This window comes from Scytonema sp. PCC 10023, assembly GCF_963920835.1.
In the GTDB taxonomy this organism is placed as follows: domain Bacteria; phylum Cyanobacteriota; class Cyanobacteriia; order Cyanobacteriales; family Nostocaceae; genus Kalymmatonema.
On the sequence record NZ_CAWUDP010000045.1, the window covers coordinates 51,530 to 69,735 of the forward strand.

Here is an 18,206-nt window from a genome sequence, read left to right on the forward strand (position 1 = left end):
GGGGGAAACCCCCTGCGTACCCGTCACTGCCTCCTGAACCATGACAATTGGTATGGGGTTGCATTGAGAAAGATTGCCTATGCATGAAACCATCAATGCCTAAAACCAATATGTAGGGTTGTACAAAGCTTTTCGCTTCTTGTACAAAGACTCCGTGGGACCTGACTGAGTCTCTAATCTGCCTGTGGAGGTGAGGCACTCCGTTGGGCGGGCAACGCCCGACTTGAAGGAAGTGCCGAACCCGTAAGGGTATCGTTGTCGGGGACAAGCAATCCGCTTGCATTGCAAGTCTAGATGCGACCAATGAAGCAGGAAATTTCTTCAAGGTGACGTAGGAGTTGCCCCATCCGCGCGGAGCGGTGGGGAGAATGTCACTATCAAACATCATTCCCAGGACGCCACCCGCCGAGTAACGCTGCAACACCCAGCGCCGCAAAAGCAACCGCGCCCCACTTCAGCGGTGGATTCATATCGAACCAATCCAAGAAAGTTGGTATTACTAGATTGTCAAAGTCTCCCTTAACTCGGTCGTACTCTGGGATGGCGGGTGCAAAAAGATTGTCTGGTGCGTCCTCTGACTTTGGTTCGTTGGTGCGCTGTCCCGGAATGCCGACAACCGCCAATATGGAATCCACAAGTTCTGGTGAAACGCGCTGCAACACATCTAACACTCTGCCCACATCCCCAGCGATAAAGTCACGAGTGGGATGTTCAGCAGTGTAGAGAATGGCATCAACGACAATGCTGGGCTGATAATACGGCGGTATCCCTGTAGGCTTAACCCCTAGTTTCGTGCGAACTTTGTTGTAGTAAGGCGTGTTAATGACCGCAGGTTTTATTGATGTAACGCTGATGGGCAATTTTTCGTGTTGCAACTCAACGCGCAGTGCTTCTAAGAAACCTTCTACACCATGTTTGGCAGCAGAGTAAGGGCTTTGCAGTGGTAGAGCACGTACACCTTCCATTGAGGAAATATGAATTAACGCCCCGCGTCCCTCTTGTTTGAGATAGGGCAGTGCCGCCATTGCACCATGTACCTGTCCCATTAAAGTGACATCAATGACGCGTTGAAACTCTTCTGGTGTAATGTCCTCAAAAGGAGCAAGTACACCCGTAGCCGCAGTATGAACCCAGGTATCCAATCTTCCGTATTGTGCTACGGTTTTGTCTGCGATCGCCTTAACTTGTTCAAAATCACTGACATCTGCAATAACATATGCTGCTTCACCGCCAAAGCTTTGGATTTCCTCTACCAAAGACTTTAGCCCGCTTTCGCTGCGTGCAGCAACCATGACCTTTGCACCGCGTTGGGCAAATCTTAGCGCTGCTTCCCTTCCTATACCACTGGAAGCCCCAACGATGGCAACAACTTGCTGATTAATTGGCTTTAATTGCATGATTTATCATCCGTACCCTCTCCCTTCTGTATTAAGCTTTATTAAGCCAATGTTCATCTTTCGCAGGTGTGAGCAGTGGTTTATTTCTTAAGAGTAGGGGTGGTTTGAGCGACATACGTGTCAATTTAAGGCTCAACTGTTTATTCCACGTTGATTTACCCCACACGCCCTTCGGGTTCGCCAGTTCCCTACGGCGGGAAACCCGCCTTCAGGACTGGACTCACCAGTCGCCTGCGGAGGGAAAGCCGTCATTCGCGCTGGCTCCCCTTAATCCCCTCCCCGAGCTTCGGGGAGGGGAGGTTTTGGCGCAAGACAAAACCGGGGTGGGGTAAAGCGAGAATTGCGAGCAAGCACAAGGACGTGATATGGCGTGATCACAAGGTTTTCAGCTTAAATTGACACCAATGTTTGGGCGATCGCGCACAGCGGAGTGCCAGAGGCGATCGCCCCTACTTGTCACACAAAGACAATTTCTAATACATAGCTGATAAATACGCTGGAATTTCAGAAACCATCCGATAGACAACCGTTACACTTTTTCTAGCAGCTTGCATTCAAATTTCGTTAGTGGAATAGGCTCAAATTTGGTAGGTGATTAGACTTAGACATGAGACATTTTTGATGGTGCTGGAATAAAATTTAATCTTAAAATAAGACTAAAGGATGATGACAATAATGTTGTCATAAAACAAATGTACAGAAAACAGGTACTCATAGATCGCTTGACCCTCTCAGCCTACTGAAAGCAACTAATGTTTAGACTCAAAATCTGTAACAGCGCGTCTTGGTGGTTGTAGGTAAGAAAAAATTAAAATTGAGCAGTCACTGTAAACGCCCAAAACAAGCAATGGAGTAATACCCTCTGTTCAATGTATACATGAACCAACGTGAACAACTACAAGAACTGTACGATCTGCTAGAGGAAAAAATTGTCCGCTTGCGGAAGGCGAGGATTATTGAGACAGATCCTTTAGTCCTGTTCAAGTTGGATAAGCAGATTGAGGCGGAAGAAGAAGAACGCCGTAAAATCGCACAACAGATTGATAATCTAGAGTCAGTTATTTCCAGGACTTCGACTTCTCACACCAAACGCTTACGGCAACATAATATAACTCTTAATCCCCAGTTCTCGTCGATTTTAGGTTTTGTGGGAGTTAGCGTGATCGCAGTCGTTGTAGGTTTTAACTGGTGGTCACAGAATCAACAAATGTCGAAACTGCCGTCGGTAGCGCCAATTCATCAGTCTGAACCAAACTCTAACACCCCACAAATTAATCTCAAAACGGTTGAAACCAAAGTTGTCAGTGCGATTGCCACCGAAAAATTGAGCCAGGGTGACTTGCAAGTAGGGCTTCAGGCTGTGGAAGAACTGCTCAACCGCAATCAACTTTCTAACGCTGAATCAGCCCTGAACGCCGTTCCCCAAGAGTCGGCAGACAATCCATCTGTCTACTTTTTCAAGGGGCGATTGGTGTGGCAATCTATCCAGACAGGAGACAACAAATACAGCGTCGATGATGCCCGTCGTTATTGGGAAAGTGCAGTTGAGGCTCAACCAAACTCGCCTTTGTATAACAACGCTTTAGGGTTCGCCTACTACGCACAAGGCAATTTAAATCGAGCCAATGATTCTTGGTTCAAGGCATTGGGTTTAGCAGTTAGAGAGCAAAATACGTCTGCTTCTTCTACAGCATTCTCTCCCTCAAACCCACTGCGTCAAAATGTTTTAACATCCTATGCGGGGTTCGCTATTGGATTGTATAAAACTGCAAATAATCAACCTGTAGGAAAACGCGAGCAATATCTGAATGAAGCAATCAGGCTGCGTCAAATGGTCACAAAAGAAGATCCAGTCAATTTCGAGTTGAGAGAATTAGGTAAAAATTGGCTGTGGCCGGAGACGGCTTTACAAGATTGGAAAGCACTTCTCCAGCTAAAAAGTCAGCGTTCAGCATTCCAAAAGGACCCATAGCCCAGACCGATGCAATCAACTTCAAGAAAATTATGGTAAGCGGCAAAGGAAGATTCTATAATCTGCCTTAAAAAACTGAATTTGTGAAAACTGATAGCATTTTCTATCGCCTATTTCAAGAATTTCCAAGCATCTTCTTTGAACTCATTGGTGAACCACCACAAGAAGCTAACGCTTATCAATTTTCATCAGTTGAAGTCAAGCAAACAGCTTTTAGCATTGATGGTGTATTTCTTCCTACACAAGAAGGTGATAACCCGCTTTACTTTGTGGAAGTTCAGTTTCAAACAGACGCGGAAATTTACGCTCGATTGTTTGCAGAAATCTTTTTATACCTACGGCAAAATCAACCACAAAATGACTGGCGTGCTGCTGTGATATATCCAACCAGAAGTATAGATACAGTAGATGTAAAACATTATCGTGAATTCTTTACGAGTCAGCGTGTTAGCCGTATCTACCTTGATGAATTAGATGAAGCTGTATCGTTACCTATTTTCATTGCAACTGTCAAGTTAGTGATTGAAAATGAAGATACAGCAATTGAGAAAGCAAGGGAGTTGATAGATAGAACTCAACAGGAGATAAGTTCACAACAGCAACAGCAGCAATTACTACAATTGATAGAGACAATTTTAATTTACAAGTTTCCGACAATGAGTCGAGAGGAGATAGAAGCAATGTTTGGATTGAGTGAGTTAAAGCAGACACGAGTTTATCAAGAAGCCTTTGAGGATGGTGTTCGTCGAGAAAAGTTCAGAACAGTACCTCTGTTGTTAAGATTGGGGTTGACTGTGGAACAAGTGGCACGGGAGTTAGAATTGACTGTAGAAGAGGTGCAGCAAGCAGCACAACAACAATCTTCTTCGTGAAAAACAAGAACCCCGACTTCTTTGAGAAGTCGGGGTTCTGAAGAGAAGTCAATTTTTATGAAACGATTTGAAAATCGCTATTTTTTAGCTTTTTTTATCCAACCTTTTTCTTTAAAACTGGTCTTTGTCCCTGTGCGAGGTTTTCCATTTGAATGGCAACTATACCTTCATCAAAAGCTCTTTGAAAAATATCTTGATTGTCTAAATTGTTATACCCCAGACCATCATAAAAGCCCTGAGCAAAGACAATCGCTGCTTGGTCTTCAATTGGCTGGTTCATCCCAATTGTATAGTTAATATATTGGCTAATTGCCTTTGCGGGTTTTTCTGAATAACAGGCATTTAGCAGCACACAGTTCACATATTCAGCGTGCAATTTAAACAATGCAGCTAACCCTTCTGGTGATACAGGTTTGTGGTTTCCTGCATCATCCTCTAACACCAAGCTACCATCCTCCATGCCATGACCGCAGAAATGAACAATTTGGGGGCGTACTTCTGCGATCGCCCTGCGAATATCTTGAGAACGTACAGCAGTTCTTGTATCAATTTCAAATAAATCTCGTCTTGTCGCCCGTTCGATAGCTGCCCTAATTTCCCGCATCTCTTTGTCTAAACGTAAATTATGCGGTTGCGGAATTGCTGCCAAAATCAATATTTTTTGCTGTATCTTTTTAAGCTCAGAGTTTGTTGGGAATGGTGCAGGTTGCAGTTGATTTTCAATTTCACATAATCTATCACTAAATTCTTTGAGCGTACACTCCTCTTCTTGAATCTGCTTTTCATATTGAAACTTACGTAATGGGTCAGTTTCAATAATCAAAGCTTCTCGTATCCATGTGACTTTCTCACTTTGGAGTTTATACAATTTTTCAAGCGAGTTTCTTTCTCGTTCCAATCGACGCCGTTGCTCTTGTGTTACCATATTAATTTTTTATAAAAACAAGATTTTTTACGCGATTCGTGTTACATAGTAATCCTCCGCACATTTGTAAAACTTGAGCTTATTCAGATCCCCGACTTCTTAAAGAAGTCGGGGATCTTGTTTTTTCACAAATCATTTAGGACTACTTCCAAGCTTTGATGGATGTACGTTGGCTCATGGAGGTAACGCAGAGCGGTTGCCGTGCTATAACATACTTGAGTTACTTAATCTTTCCACAAAGTAATCCCACCCAATAAACCAGTAATATTGGGAATAATCTTCACATTTGACGGCAGTTCGATCTTAACTCTGACAGCTTCACCGCCGCCGATATACAGGTAATCGTAATTGAACAGATGTTCCAGAGATGCGATCGCCTTTTGTAAGCGCCTGTTCCATTTCTTCTCACCCACCTTTTCCAAGGTTGCACGTCCTAGCTGTTCTTCGTAAGTCTCCCCTTTGCGAAATTCATGATGTCCCATTTCCAAATTCGGCACGAGTTTCCCATCGACAAACAAAGCAGAACCAAAACCTGTACCCAGCGTAATCACCAATTCCACGCCTTTGCCAGAAATTGACCCCAAACCTTGCATATCGGCGTCATTGATCACCCGCACAGGGTTGTTTAAACGCTTTGACAATGCTGTTGCTAAATCAAACCCAATCCATTCTGGATCTAAGTTCGCGGCTGTTTCTGTGACACCCGCGCGCACCACACCGGGAAAACCTACCGAAACACGATGAAACTCACCTTGAGTCGCTGCTAGCGCTACAATTGCATCAATCACAACCTGCGGTTTTGGAGGTTGCGGTGTCTGTGTTCGCGCCCGTTCTGTCAAAGGTTTGCCCGTAATATCCAAAACCAATACCTTGACACCACTACCACCAATGTCAACTGATAGGGTGCGGATAGCTCCATTTTTTTCAACCATTGGGTTTTCTCTCGTCAGTATGTGCTAATTGGTTGATATTTTCTAATGTATCTAGGAAATATCCGGTTATGCTTAGGCTTTTTGCGTATTATACAATCTATACCCAGGCAGATTTTGTATTTTAAATAGCTTAGATGACTTCAAGACTTAGTGCTCTGTTTCATTAATTCTAATGAGTTACAAGATCCCCGACTTCTTTAAGAAGTCGGGGATCTGACCCCTACGACATGTCAAAATTAACGACATGAAACACTAAAAAATCTGGCTTTGGTTCTCATCGCTTTTGTAGAATCAGCAAGGTGTGATCCAAACTTTGGTAAATATATGCACAGCTTTATCCCCCCACAACGCTTTTTTCCTTACCTCACCTGGACTGACATCCAAGCAATGCCAAATAAGGAAAATGTGGTAATTATCCAACCAGTGGGAGCAATTGAACAACATGGTCCCCATTTACCGTTAATTGTGGATGCTGCAATTGGTGTGGCGGTTCTGGGAAAAGCTTTGGAAAAGCTAGACTCCAGCATTCCAGCATATGCCCTGCCAAATCTCTATTACGGTAAATCAAACGAACACTGGCACTTTCCTGGTACGATAACTCTAAGCGCCGAAACTCTCATAGCAACTCTGATGGAAGTTGCAGAAAGTCTTTACCGTGCTGGGTTTAGAAAACTGGTGTTGATGAATTCCCACGGGGGACAACCCCAAGTCATGGACATTGTGGCGCGGGATTTGCATATTAAGTACAGCGACTTCTTAGTGTTTCCGTTGTTCACCTGGCGAGTGCCGCATATTACCTGGGAATTACTGACGCCAAAGGAAAAACAATTAGGTATCCATGCAGGAGATGCTGAAACTAGCATTATGCTGGCGATTTTACCAGAACAGGTGAACATGGATGCCGCTGTTGCTGAGTATCCGCCAGAACAGCCAGAAGGCAGTTTGCTAAGTATCGAGGGAAAGTTGTCTTTTGCCTGGGCGACACGAGATTTAAGCAAAAGTGGAGTGGTAGGAGATCCCACAGTTGCAACCAAGGAAAAGGGCGATCGCATTCTTGAATCTGTTTCTGACGGTTGGGTACGAGTTATAAAAGACGTGTATGCTTTTCAAAAGCCACAACCTGAATAAGCTGGGAAACATTTCTTGTAGGATGTGTTAGGCGCAAGCCGTAACGCATCATATACAGCAGAATTCAGAAACCGCAGCTAGGAACTCAGAAGTAAAAAGGGCTTTCTGTCTGGTTTTTAGACAAAGCGCGTTGTATTTCATTTACTTGCAAGGTGCTGTAACTATTACCAATTTTTTGAGCGCGAATCGGTTCGTTCCCGCGATCGTTTTCTCATCTTGATGAATTTTTGTAAAGAAATCGCAAATTATGCGTAAAACTCATGAACCGAAACGGAGAAGTAAATAGATGTCGCGATACCAATTACAGTACTCCCCGCACTGTCAAATGATTGGGCGGGGTTTTTCTTATCACTCAGTTCATGAAGTTTTGTAAAAAGAACTCAGCTTGGGCATAAAGCAGAACACAGTTGGCTCCTCACGGATGGAATCCGTGGGATTTAAGCTAACAATCCTATAATTTGCATACCATATTTAAATAGACCTATCCAAAAAACAATGTAGAGACGTGGCATGGCACGTCTGGTACAAGGGTTATAGACAACACACAATTAATTTTTGGAGATGTCTAATGAAATTCTTGTGGGGTGGGCATCCTGCCCGCCCAAATTGTGCTTTCTTAAAGGCACAACAGCTTAAGCGAGGAAATGAGATAAGCGTTGTGAGCTAGAATAGTTTGACGATAAATTTATGGCACGACGCCAAAGAAACACAGAACGCCACACCTAAAGCGCTGACCAATAACCCACTACCCACATCATTAGCTATAATTTGCTAGTCTAAAAATAGTAGCAACATTGCTGGTGGCATAGCACAGTGGCAATGCATCAAAACAGAACTTTTTATTGAAAAAAATAAAAGAAACAGAATTATGGCGGCTTTTGAGACTAGAGTGACAAGGACTTACAGCCAAGAAGATATACAGCAAATTCTCCATCTGGCGATCGCCCGTCAAGCTGACGACAAAGACAAAGAATTTTCATACGAGCAACTGCTAGAAATTGCCGCAGAATTGGAAATCTCCCCAGAGACACTCAAACAAGCCGAACGAGACTGGCTCGAACAACTCGGAGAAATACAACAACGGCAAGCTTTTAACGCTCATCGCCAAGGTAAATTCAAGAAGCGTTTTGGCAATTATGCAATTGTTAATGCCTTTTTGTTGTCCCTAGATCTACTTAGTGGTGGTGGTCTTTCCTGGTCACTATATATTTTACTTTGCTGTGGGTTGGCAGCCGGTCTTGATGGTTGGAATACTTTTCAAACTAAAGGCGAAGAATACGAACTCGCTTTCCACAGGTGGCGTCGCCAGCATCAAGTGAAAAAATTCTTCAACACAGTTGTGAATAAATGGCTCAAAGGGTGGCAGATTTAGTTGATTTAAACCAGTCGTCATAATAGCAGGCATTGCTGGTTGTAAATTCCTACTTTTTCCAAAAAATTTCCTTAAATCTAGGTTTTAAAACCAAATCCAGTCTTGTTACCGCTTCATTTTTTAGCCCGCCCAGGCGGGTTTTTTTCGTCTCGCCCCAGCATTCCATGCTGGGGCGCGCTAAGCTGTTGCACTTTATAATTTGCTTAATTTTTTGTCAAGACAGCTTGGTTGTCAAGACTCAAAAATCAAAACTTACTCCTGACTCTTGACAATCCTCACGAGAAAGTATGGAATGAATATGTGTTTTAGCTGATCTGTCGTAAACTTACTCAGATCTTGCACGCAACAAGAGCCAGAGGCTCTAATATCTCGTTACCAGGTTCAACCTGGTAACGAGGGTTTGGAGGCTTTGCCTCCTCACTGTTGCAACAGGTGCAAAATCTCAGCTTACATACATTACCGAAATTCCTAGGCAGCAGAAAGCGCTTGCGTCTGTCAATCGCTATACTTTCATTGTGCCATACTACAATTTGCAACAAGCTAGATTCTTTGAAAATTTAGCTCTGTCTGCGCTGAAATCAACTGAATCCAATTAATCAAAGTGAATCAAACAAATAAAAATTTTTCCTTCCGTTTAGTTCTAGCTATTATTATTTTTTTTTCTATTATAAATTTAATCGTCACTGAACCTGTCATTCCTATTTTGGGGTTTCATGGCATCATTGCTTATAAAACTCCTATTACTCGATTTGATCAGGGATATATGGATTACCCACAACAAGATTTAGAGAAACTTTTAGACCATTTAATTCATAATAATTATTGGTTTTTATCCTCTCAAGATTTATATGACTTTTTCTTAACAAAATCCAAAAAAATTCCGAAAGAGCATTCAAATCAAAAGCCCATCATGATTACATTTGATGATGGATATAAAACAGTGTACACAAAATTGCTTCCTATTTTATCTAAACTTGAAGAGAAATACGGTAAAAAAGTAAAAGTTGTCTTGTTTATTAATCCAGGTACTCTAGAGCAGAAAAGTAACGCTGCCATTCACTTAGGATGCCAGGAATTAAGAGAAGGTCTGAAACAAGGTTTTTATGATATTCAATCTCATGGATTAAATCATAAAGACTTAACGACACTTAATCGTCAGGAATTAGTTAAGGAACTATTGCAAGCCCAGATTCAACTGAGAAAATGTACACAAGATTTAGACCCACAACAACAAGTAGCATCTCATTTTGCTTACCCTTATGGGGCTTATAACAAACAGGTGCAATACTATGCTTCTAAATATTATTTATCTAGCTATCTATACAATAATAAAATTCTGGATTATGGTTGTTTAAAAAACTACTATGAGATTCCTCGTATACCAATGAACGGACAAATATTATTTAAACAAATGCTACAAGAAGTCGCTGAAGGATTTCATCAATTCAAGATTCACAAAAAATGCGAAGGTAAATAAACAATTTTACACATTTATCATGAGGGTTAAGCATGGGATAAATAATATATAACGGCTGAAACAATATGAACTAAAATGAGATTTTCATGCACGAAAATATGAGCACTATTGCCAAAGAAAAACGCGCCTATGCCTTAGATGCACTACGTGGATTTGCGATTTTAGCAATGGTTTTATCAGGCACTATAAAATATAAGATTTTGCCAGCTTGGATGTACCATGCTCAGGAGCCTCCACCTACCCATACTTTTCATCCTAATCTGCCTGGTTTAACTTGGGTAGATACTGTATTTCCAATTTTTTTGTTTTGTATGGGAGCAGCTATCCCCTTGGCGCTGTCGAGTCGCCTTGCTCAAGGATTCACCATAAACAAAGTTATATTCTACATTTTTAAAAGAGGATTTTTGTTAGGAATATTTGCCATATTCCTTCAACATATTAGACCGTTTACGATTAATCAAAATCCAACCAAACAAACATGGTGGATAGCCTTATTGGGTTTCTTCATACTCTTTTTGATGTTTGTTCGGTGGTCTATAAACGTAAAATTTAGGCAGTACACAAAATGGATTACTTTTGGTGCTTACATCGCAGCAATTATCCTCGTCTGTTTTCTGCGATATCCAGATGGAAGTGGATTTTCTCTTTCTAGGAGCGATATTATTTTAGTCGTCCTGACAAATATGGCGATTTTTGCTTCTCTTACCTGGTTTTTTACCAAGAATAATTTGTTGCTACGTCTAGGATTATTAGGCTTATTGATTGCTTTGCGACTGTCGGCTACTGTTAAGGAGAGTTGGATTGCTTTGGTTTGGAAAGCATCGCCTGTCCCCTGGATTTTTCAATTTGATTATTTAAAGTATTTGTTTATCGTTATTCCTGGAACTATTACGGGAGATTTCATTCTCAATTGGCTGAAAATGCCAGAAATCGATAAGGGAGATGAGGAAATTAAATTAAATTGGAGTCAGCCACGTTTTTATAGCATCATTGTGTTGATGTTAGCTATTTGTTTGAGTCTACTGATTGGCTTACAGGCTAGATGGGTATGGCAAACAACGTTACTGAGTACTGTTCTTTGTTCAATGGGCTGGTTGTTATTTGTCAATCCAGCTAATGATACGGAAAAATTGCTGAAATCATTTTATCAGTGGGGCATTTATTGGTTGGCACTTGGCTTACTTTTTGAACCCTTTGAAAAAGGGATTAAGAAAGACCCATCTACGTTGAGTTACTACTTTGTTACGACGGCGATCGCACTGTTTCTCCTAATTACTTTCACTATACTTATAGACATCTTTCAACAGCGAAAATATCTTCAACTGTTCATCGACAACGGGCAGAATCCGATGATTGCTTATGTAGCGTTTGCTAATCTTCTTTTGCCCATTTTAAGATTAACGCAACTCGAACCGTTCATATTAAATTATATAAACACTCCGTTAACAGGCTTTTTGAAAGGGGTGATTTATACGTTAACAATTGCGTCTGTTGTAAGTTTTTTTAGTAAATTCAAGCTTTTTTGGAAGACGTAAAATTAAATTCTATTACGTACTCATATACACTTAATAAAATTGTGATATCTTTAACAATAGGTTTCTTAGTACAAAATTGCACAAGTTCGTAACGTTATGTATGTCATTCTGAACGGAGCGTCCCTTGCGCGTGTCCCTTTGGGACTCAGCGGAGTGAAGAATCTCGGGTGCTGAGTGCCAAGGGCACACGCTACGCGAACGCTTCACGCTTAGTTCCGCACCCTGCGGGAAGCCCTTCGGGTTCGTCAGTCGCTCATGGGGGAAACCCCCAAGACCGCGCTGACTCACCGCAAAGCGTCTACAGCATGACAAATAACGCCACAAATTTATGAAATGCAGTACTTAGATAAGTAAATTTCATCTGCGTACATCTGCGTACGCCTGCGGCTAATTCTTCATTTGTTTGGACTTTTACAAAAAGTGTAATCAGTAAGAGTTGTCATAATTTTGGGTCATAAATTTATAAATAACAGAAGCTTCAAGGCTTCAAACTGCTATAGAAGGAGATGCATCAATGCCAAGCACTTTAAGGGTGAGGACAAATACTGTTTTCAAGCAAGACTGGCGACTACAATCAAATGATCCTCAATTACAAGAACAAGACAAGTATTTAGCTAAAACAGGTCAGCAATTTCGCGTCTCGTCTATTGACCGTAATACTCAAAAATATGGCGGCGACTACTGGCTAGTCACTTTCGAGCAACCACTTCAGCCTAATCAAGGTCGAGCTAAGAGTAACTGGTATGTTTATGTACCTCATGTAGAAGAATTATCAGTAGATTCATCAAGTTCAGTCATTCTCAGAGCAAGGACAAGTACAACTTTTAAGCAAGACTGGCGGGAACAATCATCAAACCTTGCACAACAAGACAAGTACGCAGCCAGAGCAGGTGAGCAATTTCGCGTCTCCTCTATTGACCGCAATACTCAGATATATGGCGGCGACCACTGGAAAGTAACCTTCGAGCAACCAATTCAGCCTAGTCAGGGGAAAGCTAAGAGTACTTGGTTCGTTTATGTGCCTCAAGTAGAATTATTAGGCAATACAGCAACCTCAGCCACTATTAGAGCGACGACAAATACAACTTTCAAGCAAGACTGGAGAGCACAAACATCAAACCTCGCAGAACAAGACAAGTTCGCAGTCAAAGCAGGTCAGCAGTTTCGCGTCTCGTCTATTGATCGCAATGCTCAAAGATATGGTGGCGACCACTGGAAAGTGACTTTTGCCCAACCACTTCAGCCTAACCAGGGACAAGCTAAGAGTACCTGGTACGTTTATGTGCCTCATATAGTCTACGAATCATCTGCCTTAAGGTCTGGCAGCAATATAGCACCCAGTAATAGCAACAGATATATAACTCAGGTTCTACTGCAACAAATAAATGGAAGCCCCTCTATCCAAGCTGTGACAAACGTAAGCTTGCTTTGTCCCTCGTCCGTTCTTCTCTTCTGCTTCGTTTGTACTTCTGCGGTTCGTTTAAAAAACTATTTACAGCTATTTTCAGGTAAATAGACCTTTTTTGTGTCGCGCTCTACGCTCTAAACGCAAAGAAGAACGCTTAAAAATGTGGTCTAAATAAGTGAAAACTGCTGTAAAACTATACTTTTCCATTTCCCGCGCTAAATAAGGTGCAACAGCGAAAGTGCTGCACCCTTTCATAAAATTACCAACTAGCCACAGCTTGAGCTATGGCTTCATGTGCTTTGGCAAAAGACTGCTCGCGAACTTCATCACCCGCGCCGAGGTCTTCCACATTAATGAATGTAACGTCTGTAATTCCAACAAAACCAAAAACCGCTCTCAGGTAGGGTTCTTGATAATCGTATGGTGCTGCGGGACTTCCTGGTGAAAAGTTACCGCCCCGAGCTGTGACAACTAGCAACTTTTTGCCGTCAACCAATCCCTTGAAGCCGCCTTGCTCTGTGATAGCGAAGGTACGACCAACGCGAACAATTTGGTCAATGTAAGCTTTGAACGCAGAGGGTACGTTAAAGTTATACATTGGGACACCAAACACATAGCGGTCAGCTGCCAAAAACTCATCAACTAAAGTGTCTGACAATTCAATTGCTTGAGTCAGTTCGGGTGGGCGAGCATCTGGTGGTGTAAAAGCAGCAGCAATCCACGATTCGTCTACATGGGGAACTGGATTGTGACCTAAATCCCGGTAGGTCACTGTATCTCCAGAATGGGCGTTTTTCCAAGCTGTCACAAACTCATGAGTGAACTTGCGGGAGAAAGAACGTTCTCCACGAGGACTAGAGTCGATATGTAGGATATTTGCCATGAATCAATTCCCAATAGTAAACAAGTGATAGGGGGTTGCTCATTAGGCTTGTAGTTACGCAGAAACGCAACTATGAACCAGTCCCTTTATTTATAGTTAAATTTTTGAGCCGTAATAACTTTAAGCTATGTAAAGTTAACATGGAAAGTAGGCACTTAAAAGTAAGGTACTTACCTAAAAGAAACTATGAAAGCTGAAGCGGAAAACCATAGCAGGCTAACTTGTGAAGTGGAAACCACGCTCAGGGTGATTGGTGGACGCTGGAAGGTTTTGATTATTAGAGAATTGATGGGTGGTGTGAAACGCTTTGGCGAATTACAGCGAGCTTTGGGTGGAATTACTCAAAAAATGCTGACGCAACAACTTAGGGAAATGGAGGAAGACGGAATTATTCATCGAAAAGTCTACCCACAAATTCCTCCTAAAGTGGAATATTCGTTAACGCCTTTAGGAGAAAGTCTTCAACCAATTCTTTATGCAATGCACGAGTGGGGTGTAAAGCATGTATCTCAAATAAATAGTAAAAAACCAAATATTTGAAAATTACATTTGTTTCGTTAAAAGTGTCATTTGTCATTTGTCATTAGTCCTTTGTAATGACTAAGGACAAAAGACCAAGAGTTGATTTATAAAGTAAATCTTAAGTAGGGTGCGCCCTTGCAAAGCGCCGTAACCCACCATGTTATATGGCGGTGCGTTAGGCGCTTTTCACATGTTTTTCGTTAGAAATCATATCGAGCATGGTGCGCCTAACACACCCTACAAGAATTTTCTTTTTACTTTATAAATAATCTCTAATGACTCATGACAAGTCTAACAATTTAACGTTTATTCATTAGTTTGTAAATATTCAATTGCCGCCTCTAATTTTGAGGGATATCCTTCAGCAAATCTCTCAAACCAAAGCCCTTCTGAAGAAAATGGATCTAACTTGGCAAGCCAATCTTTGGCTTGCTTTTTCAACTCCTCTAATTTTTTAGCCTTGAGTTGTTCTTGTCTAATGCGTTCTTGTTCCTGTTCTTGCTGTCTTTGCAATTTTTCAGCTAAGTCTTTTTGCTCAAAATCAGCTTTGACTTCCGCTAAAAGGCTATCTATTAACGATTCCGATTTTCGCTGCATACTCATTGGTTTTGCTGAGATGGGTTTAGGCTGCTGTTGTTGGGGTTTTTGTTCCTGATATTCAGCTTTGAGTTCAGCTAAGAGTTTGTCAATGGAATCCATCTAAACCTCCGGGGGACTCCCGCCACACCAAAGGTTGGCGGCGAGGGGGATAGGAGGGCGTCCAATGTGATTGTTCAATGCCACCAAATCTAGCAATATTAAGGGTTTCAGGATATAATTGAGTAGATCGTGTCAGTAGTCTCCCGTTACAGTCGAAGACCGGAAAACAAAAGCCCAAAGTAACGGACTGAACCTTGACAACAAAGTGTATGGGGTTCCAAGAAGGAGAAAAGCTTAACGGCTTTCCCGTTTTTTGGGTAAAACACTTTACGGATAAAGGATTGAGCATTTAGATATCTACTTGTTCAAGACGACGGTGAGGATGCATCGTTGCTGCCTGCGGAGGATACTGGGTTGCCAGTCCTGTGAACCAGGAAATTCTAGCTGCGAGGTTAGAAGCTCCCGCTACACTGCTTGCAGTTAGCGGTGAGAGCGTCACGATATGAAATCCTCAGTAGTACTGCACATTAAGTTTGCTGCTTAATTTAGTCGAAAGTTAGGAAGATGCTTAGTCGTTAATAGCATTGAGCAGTACTTCTGATAAACTCATATCTTCCATATCTTCTATGGTGATGGTGTCGCAAATATCAAACTTTGCACCTGCTCCTTGTAGTTCATCATCCAACACCTTAAGAAAGCGAGTCGCCTGAGGATCTGTACCGACTTGAATAAAAGAAATCGCAAGTTCTTCATCGCGATCCATACGCCGAGAAGCTTCAATAATAACCTTCATAACCGCTTTGCGATCGTCTGGTTCACCATCTGTCACAACTAAAATAGTTTCACCATTTTGCTGAGTTTGACCGCTAGCCTTGCGTTGAAAGTAGTTATCAGTTGCGTGTTTCAACACACCTGCCAAATCAGTTGTGCCAGATGGATCATTTTCTTGGAAAATTTGCAACACCTTGCTTGATGTCACATTTTCGTAGCGCTTGAATCTTCCAGAAAATAGATAAACAGTGATACCATCTGGGTCAAATTGCTCGCATTTACTCGCCAAGGCAAAGGTAGATTCTTGTGCAGCAGCCCATCTGCTTCTGCCACCCTTTTGGTCTGAAGTTGCCATGCTGCCGCTTTTGTCAATAATTAAAGTATAATCACGATTTTCTAGCATTTTTATTATTCTCCATATTTATATCTGTCATTTGTCGATTAATGACTCATCAATCGGTAATCGCGTTCATCAATACATCTGCAAGGCTCATATCTTCCATGTCATCCAAGGTAATTGCGTCGCAGATGTCAAATTTAGCACCAATACTTTGCATTTGGTCATCTAAAGCTTTGAGAAACTTGGTTGCTTGGGGATCTGAACCTACTTGAATTATAGAAATTCCCAATTCTTCATCACGTTCCATTTGGCGAGACGCTTGAATAATCACCTCAAAGACTGCTTTGCGGTCATCTGGTTCGCCATCGGTGATAACTAGAATTGTTTCGCCGTTGGGTTTGGTTTGACCTGCAGCTTTGCGCTGAAAATAATTTTTGGTTGCGTCTTGCAGGACACCTGCTAAATTGGTTGTGCCAGCCGGGTCATTTTCCATAAAAACCTGTGCGACTTTGGCTGAGGTGACATTCTCGTACCGTTTAAATCTACCAGAAAATACATAAAGTGTAATGCCATCAGGGTCAAATTGCTCACACTTTCTTGCCAAAGCAAGTGTAGATTCTTGGGCTATCTCCCACCGACTTCTACCACCGGCTTGGTCAGGAGTGGACATACTCCCGCTCTTATCAATAATTAATGTGTAATCGCGATCGCTCATCATAATCTTCCTTCGATTGTTACCTTGTTGTTCTAGTCTAGCCGTTGGGTTAGAGTACGGCTTCTACTGGCGATTCTTTGTAACAATGAGCGATGGGAGCTAAAAAAAACTCCCCCAAATTATCTGAGGGAGGTTCAAGAAAAAGTCTTGAATCGAAATATTATGCAGGGTTAGCTTGTGCTCTTTTTTCGAGTAGGTTGATAATAGAAGCTTTTTCTAAGATTCCGACAAGCACGCCATTGTCACGAATCACTGCAAGTGCAGATAACTTTCCTTGTTCTAGTAGCTTCACGACTTCCAATAAGGGTTGGTCGGATTTCACAGTGGTAAAGTCTTCAACTGGTCGCATGATTTCTTTAATTTGAGTTTCTGACCAGAGTGTAGTAGGAATAGTTCGCAAATCGTTAATAGATATTGCTCCTACTAATTGTCCGTTATCATCAGTCACTAAGAACCGATGCCAGTTTTGCCAATTCAAGATGCGCTCATCCGCAAACTCTCTTAAGGTAAGAGTAGCAGACACAATCGGGCTATCGGACGTTACCGCATCAGCTGCTGTCAAACCTGTCAGTCGTTCTTGTACTCTGGCAAACTGAGCTGCATTACCAGCATTTTGTAGCAAGAAGAAACCGACTAACGCGTTCCAAAAGTTACCAAAGCTGCCAAATAACAGTAGTGGGACTAAACCAGAAGCGATCGCCACCCAACCAAAGATTTGCCCAACTCGACTGGCAAAAACCACACCCTTATAAGGATTACCCGTCACTTTCCAAACAATCGCTTTCAGTATATTCCCGCCATCCAAAGGCAAGCCTGGAATGAGGTTAAACAGCGCTAATGCTAAGTTTACTGAAGCCAATACACCAAGAATCGCTGCCAAGGCTCCTGATGCGGCGGTAGCAAAACCAAGGGCTGTAAAGAGACTGAAGAGCAGTAGGCTAACTAACGGACCTGCGATCGCAACCCAGAAAGCTTCACCTGGGGTTTTTGACTCTTTCTCTAAGCTTGCCAACCCACCAAATATGAACAGTGTGATTGATTTCACATCAATTCCTTGGCGAATAGCGGCAAAGCTATGTCCTAATTCATGGGCGACAACAGAGGAAAATAACAGTAGCGCTGTTAGCAATCCTAGTAGCAAAGCTAATCCCCCAGCTAATTGGGGAAATTGCGCCGCCAGTCCACTGCTATAACTCCAAGTAACTAATCCCAGAACCAAAAACCAGGATGGATGGATGTAAAAGGGAATCCCGAAGAGATTGCCAACGCGAATTGTGCCATTCATGGCTTTCACCTTTGATTTCAGCTTGGAGAGGTT

At 42.1% G+C, this 18,206-nt stretch carries 17 protein-coding genes; 8 read left to right on the forward strand and 9 right to left on the reverse strand.

Going from position 1 to position 18,206, the window contains the following annotated elements:
- Positions 1 to 377: 377 nt before the first annotated feature.
- Positions 378 to 1,397, reverse strand: a complete 1,020-nt coding sequence (locus ACM0OZ_RS25365; RefSeq protein ID WP_414585596.1) for an SDR family oxidoreductase — start codon at positions 1,395 to 1,397, stop codon at positions 378 to 380.
- A gap of 877 nt (positions 1,398 to 2,274) precedes the next feature.
- On the opposite strand from ACM0OZ_RS25365, the gene ACM0OZ_RS25370 reads away from it, so the two are divergent.
- Together ACM0OZ_RS25370 and ACM0OZ_RS25375 are read left to right on the forward strand one after the other, a co-directional pair.
- Complete coding sequence (locus tag ACM0OZ_RS25370) at positions 2,275 to 3,369, forward strand: tetratricopeptide repeat protein (RefSeq protein WP_414585597.1); 1,095 nt, start codon at positions 2,275 to 2,277, stop codon at positions 3,367 to 3,369.
- Positions 3,370 to 3,452: 83 nt separating this feature from the next.
- Positions 3,453 to 4,241, forward strand: a complete 789-nt coding sequence (locus ACM0OZ_RS25375) for an Rpn family recombination-promoting nuclease/putative transposase (RefSeq protein ID WP_414585598.1) — start codon at positions 3,453 to 3,455, stop codon at positions 4,239 to 4,241.
- Positions 4,242 to 4,335: 94 nt separating this feature from the next.
- Here the strand turns inward: ACM0OZ_RS25375 and ACM0OZ_RS25380 are convergent, their stop codons facing one another.
- Positions 4,336 to 5,166 carry a CHAT domain-containing protein gene (locus ACM0OZ_RS25380; protein WP_414585599.1) on the reverse strand — a complete coding sequence of 277 codons (831 nt, stop codon included), beginning with the start codon at positions 5,164 to 5,166 and terminating at the stop codon, positions 4,336 to 4,338.
- Positions 5,167 to 5,390: 224 nt separating this feature from the next.
- Positions 5,391 to 6,098, reverse strand: coding sequence for an ROK family protein (locus ACM0OZ_RS25385; protein WP_414585600.1), 708 nt, complete (start codon positions 6,096 to 6,098; stop codon positions 5,391 to 5,393).
- 324 nt (positions 6,099 to 6,422) lie between these two features.
- On the opposite strand from ACM0OZ_RS25385, the gene ACM0OZ_RS25390 reads away from it, so the two are divergent.
- From ACM0OZ_RS25390 to ACM0OZ_RS25410, 5 genes are all read left to right on the forward strand, one after another.
- Positions 6,423 to 7,226 carry a creatininase family protein gene (locus ACM0OZ_RS25390; protein ID WP_414585601.1) on the forward strand — a complete coding sequence of 268 codons (804 nt, stop codon included), beginning with the start codon at positions 6,423 to 6,425 and terminating at the stop codon, positions 7,224 to 7,226.
- Positions 7,227 to 8,094: 868 nt separating this feature from the next.
- A complete protein-coding gene (locus tag ACM0OZ_RS25395; protein ID WP_414585602.1) occupies positions 8,095 to 8,598 on the forward strand; it encodes a 2TM domain-containing protein in 504 nt (167 codons plus the stop codon).
- A gap of 601 nt (positions 8,599 to 9,199) precedes the next feature.
- On the forward strand, positions 9,200 to 10,075 hold the full coding sequence (locus ACM0OZ_RS25400; RefSeq protein WP_414585603.1) for a polysaccharide deacetylase family protein: 876 nt from the start codon (positions 9,200 to 9,202) through the stop codon (positions 10,073 to 10,075).
- Between the two features lie 86 nt (positions 10,076 to 10,161).
- On the forward strand, positions 10,162 to 11,610 hold the full coding sequence (locus ACM0OZ_RS25405; protein WP_414585604.1) for a DUF5009 domain-containing protein: 1,449 nt from the start codon (positions 10,162 to 10,164) through the stop codon (positions 11,608 to 11,610).
- 514 nt (positions 11,611 to 12,124) lie between these two features.
- Complete coding sequence (locus ACM0OZ_RS25410; RefSeq protein WP_414585605.1) at positions 12,125 to 13,126, forward strand: hypothetical protein; 1,002 nt, start codon at positions 12,125 to 12,127, stop codon at positions 13,124 to 13,126.
- 151 nt (positions 13,127 to 13,277) lie between these two features.
- Here ACM0OZ_RS25410 and ACM0OZ_RS25415 read toward each other — a convergent pair whose 3' ends face one another.
- Positions 13,278 to 13,901, reverse strand: a complete 624-nt coding sequence (locus ACM0OZ_RS25415; protein ID WP_414585606.1) for an FMN-dependent NADH-azoreductase — start codon at positions 13,899 to 13,901, stop codon at positions 13,278 to 13,280.
- A gap of 186 nt (positions 13,902 to 14,087) precedes the next feature.
- Here ACM0OZ_RS25415 and ACM0OZ_RS25420 point away from each other — a divergent pair, with 186 nt between their 5' ends.
- Positions 14,088 to 14,441: a winged helix-turn-helix transcriptional regulator gene (locus ACM0OZ_RS25420; protein ID WP_414585607.1), complete on the forward strand. Its 354-nt coding sequence runs from the start codon at positions 14,088 to 14,090 to the stop codon at positions 14,439 to 14,441.
- 288 nt (positions 14,442 to 14,729) lie between these two features.
- Here the strand turns inward: ACM0OZ_RS25420 and ACM0OZ_RS25425 are convergent, their stop codons facing one another.
- The 5 genes from ACM0OZ_RS25425 to ACM0OZ_RS25445 form a co-directional block, all read right to left on the reverse strand.
- On the reverse strand, positions 14,730 to 15,122 hold the full coding sequence (locus tag ACM0OZ_RS25425) for a salt stress protein, Slr1339 family (protein ID WP_414585608.1): 393 nt from the start codon (positions 15,120 to 15,122) through the stop codon (positions 14,730 to 14,732).
- Between the two features lie 289 nt (positions 15,123 to 15,411).
- Complete coding sequence (locus ACM0OZ_RS25430) at positions 15,412 to 15,561, reverse strand: hypothetical protein (protein ID WP_414585609.1); 150 nt, start codon at positions 15,559 to 15,561, stop codon at positions 15,412 to 15,414.
- Positions 15,562 to 15,630: 69 nt separating this feature from the next.
- Positions 15,631 to 16,236, reverse strand: a complete 606-nt coding sequence (locus ACM0OZ_RS25435; RefSeq protein ID WP_414585610.1) for a vWA domain-containing protein — start codon at positions 16,234 to 16,236, stop codon at positions 15,631 to 15,633.
- A gap of 49 nt (positions 16,237 to 16,285) precedes the next feature.
- Positions 16,286 to 16,891: a vWA domain-containing protein gene (locus tag ACM0OZ_RS25440; protein WP_073634742.1), complete on the reverse strand. Its 606-nt coding sequence runs from the start codon at positions 16,889 to 16,891 to the stop codon at positions 16,286 to 16,288.
- Positions 16,892 to 17,048: 157 nt separating this feature from the next.
- Complete coding sequence (locus ACM0OZ_RS25445) at positions 17,049 to 18,173, reverse strand: site-2 protease family protein (RefSeq protein ID WP_414585611.1); 1,125 nt, start codon at positions 18,171 to 18,173, stop codon at positions 17,049 to 17,051.
- Positions 18,174 to 18,206: the final 33 nt, after the last annotated feature.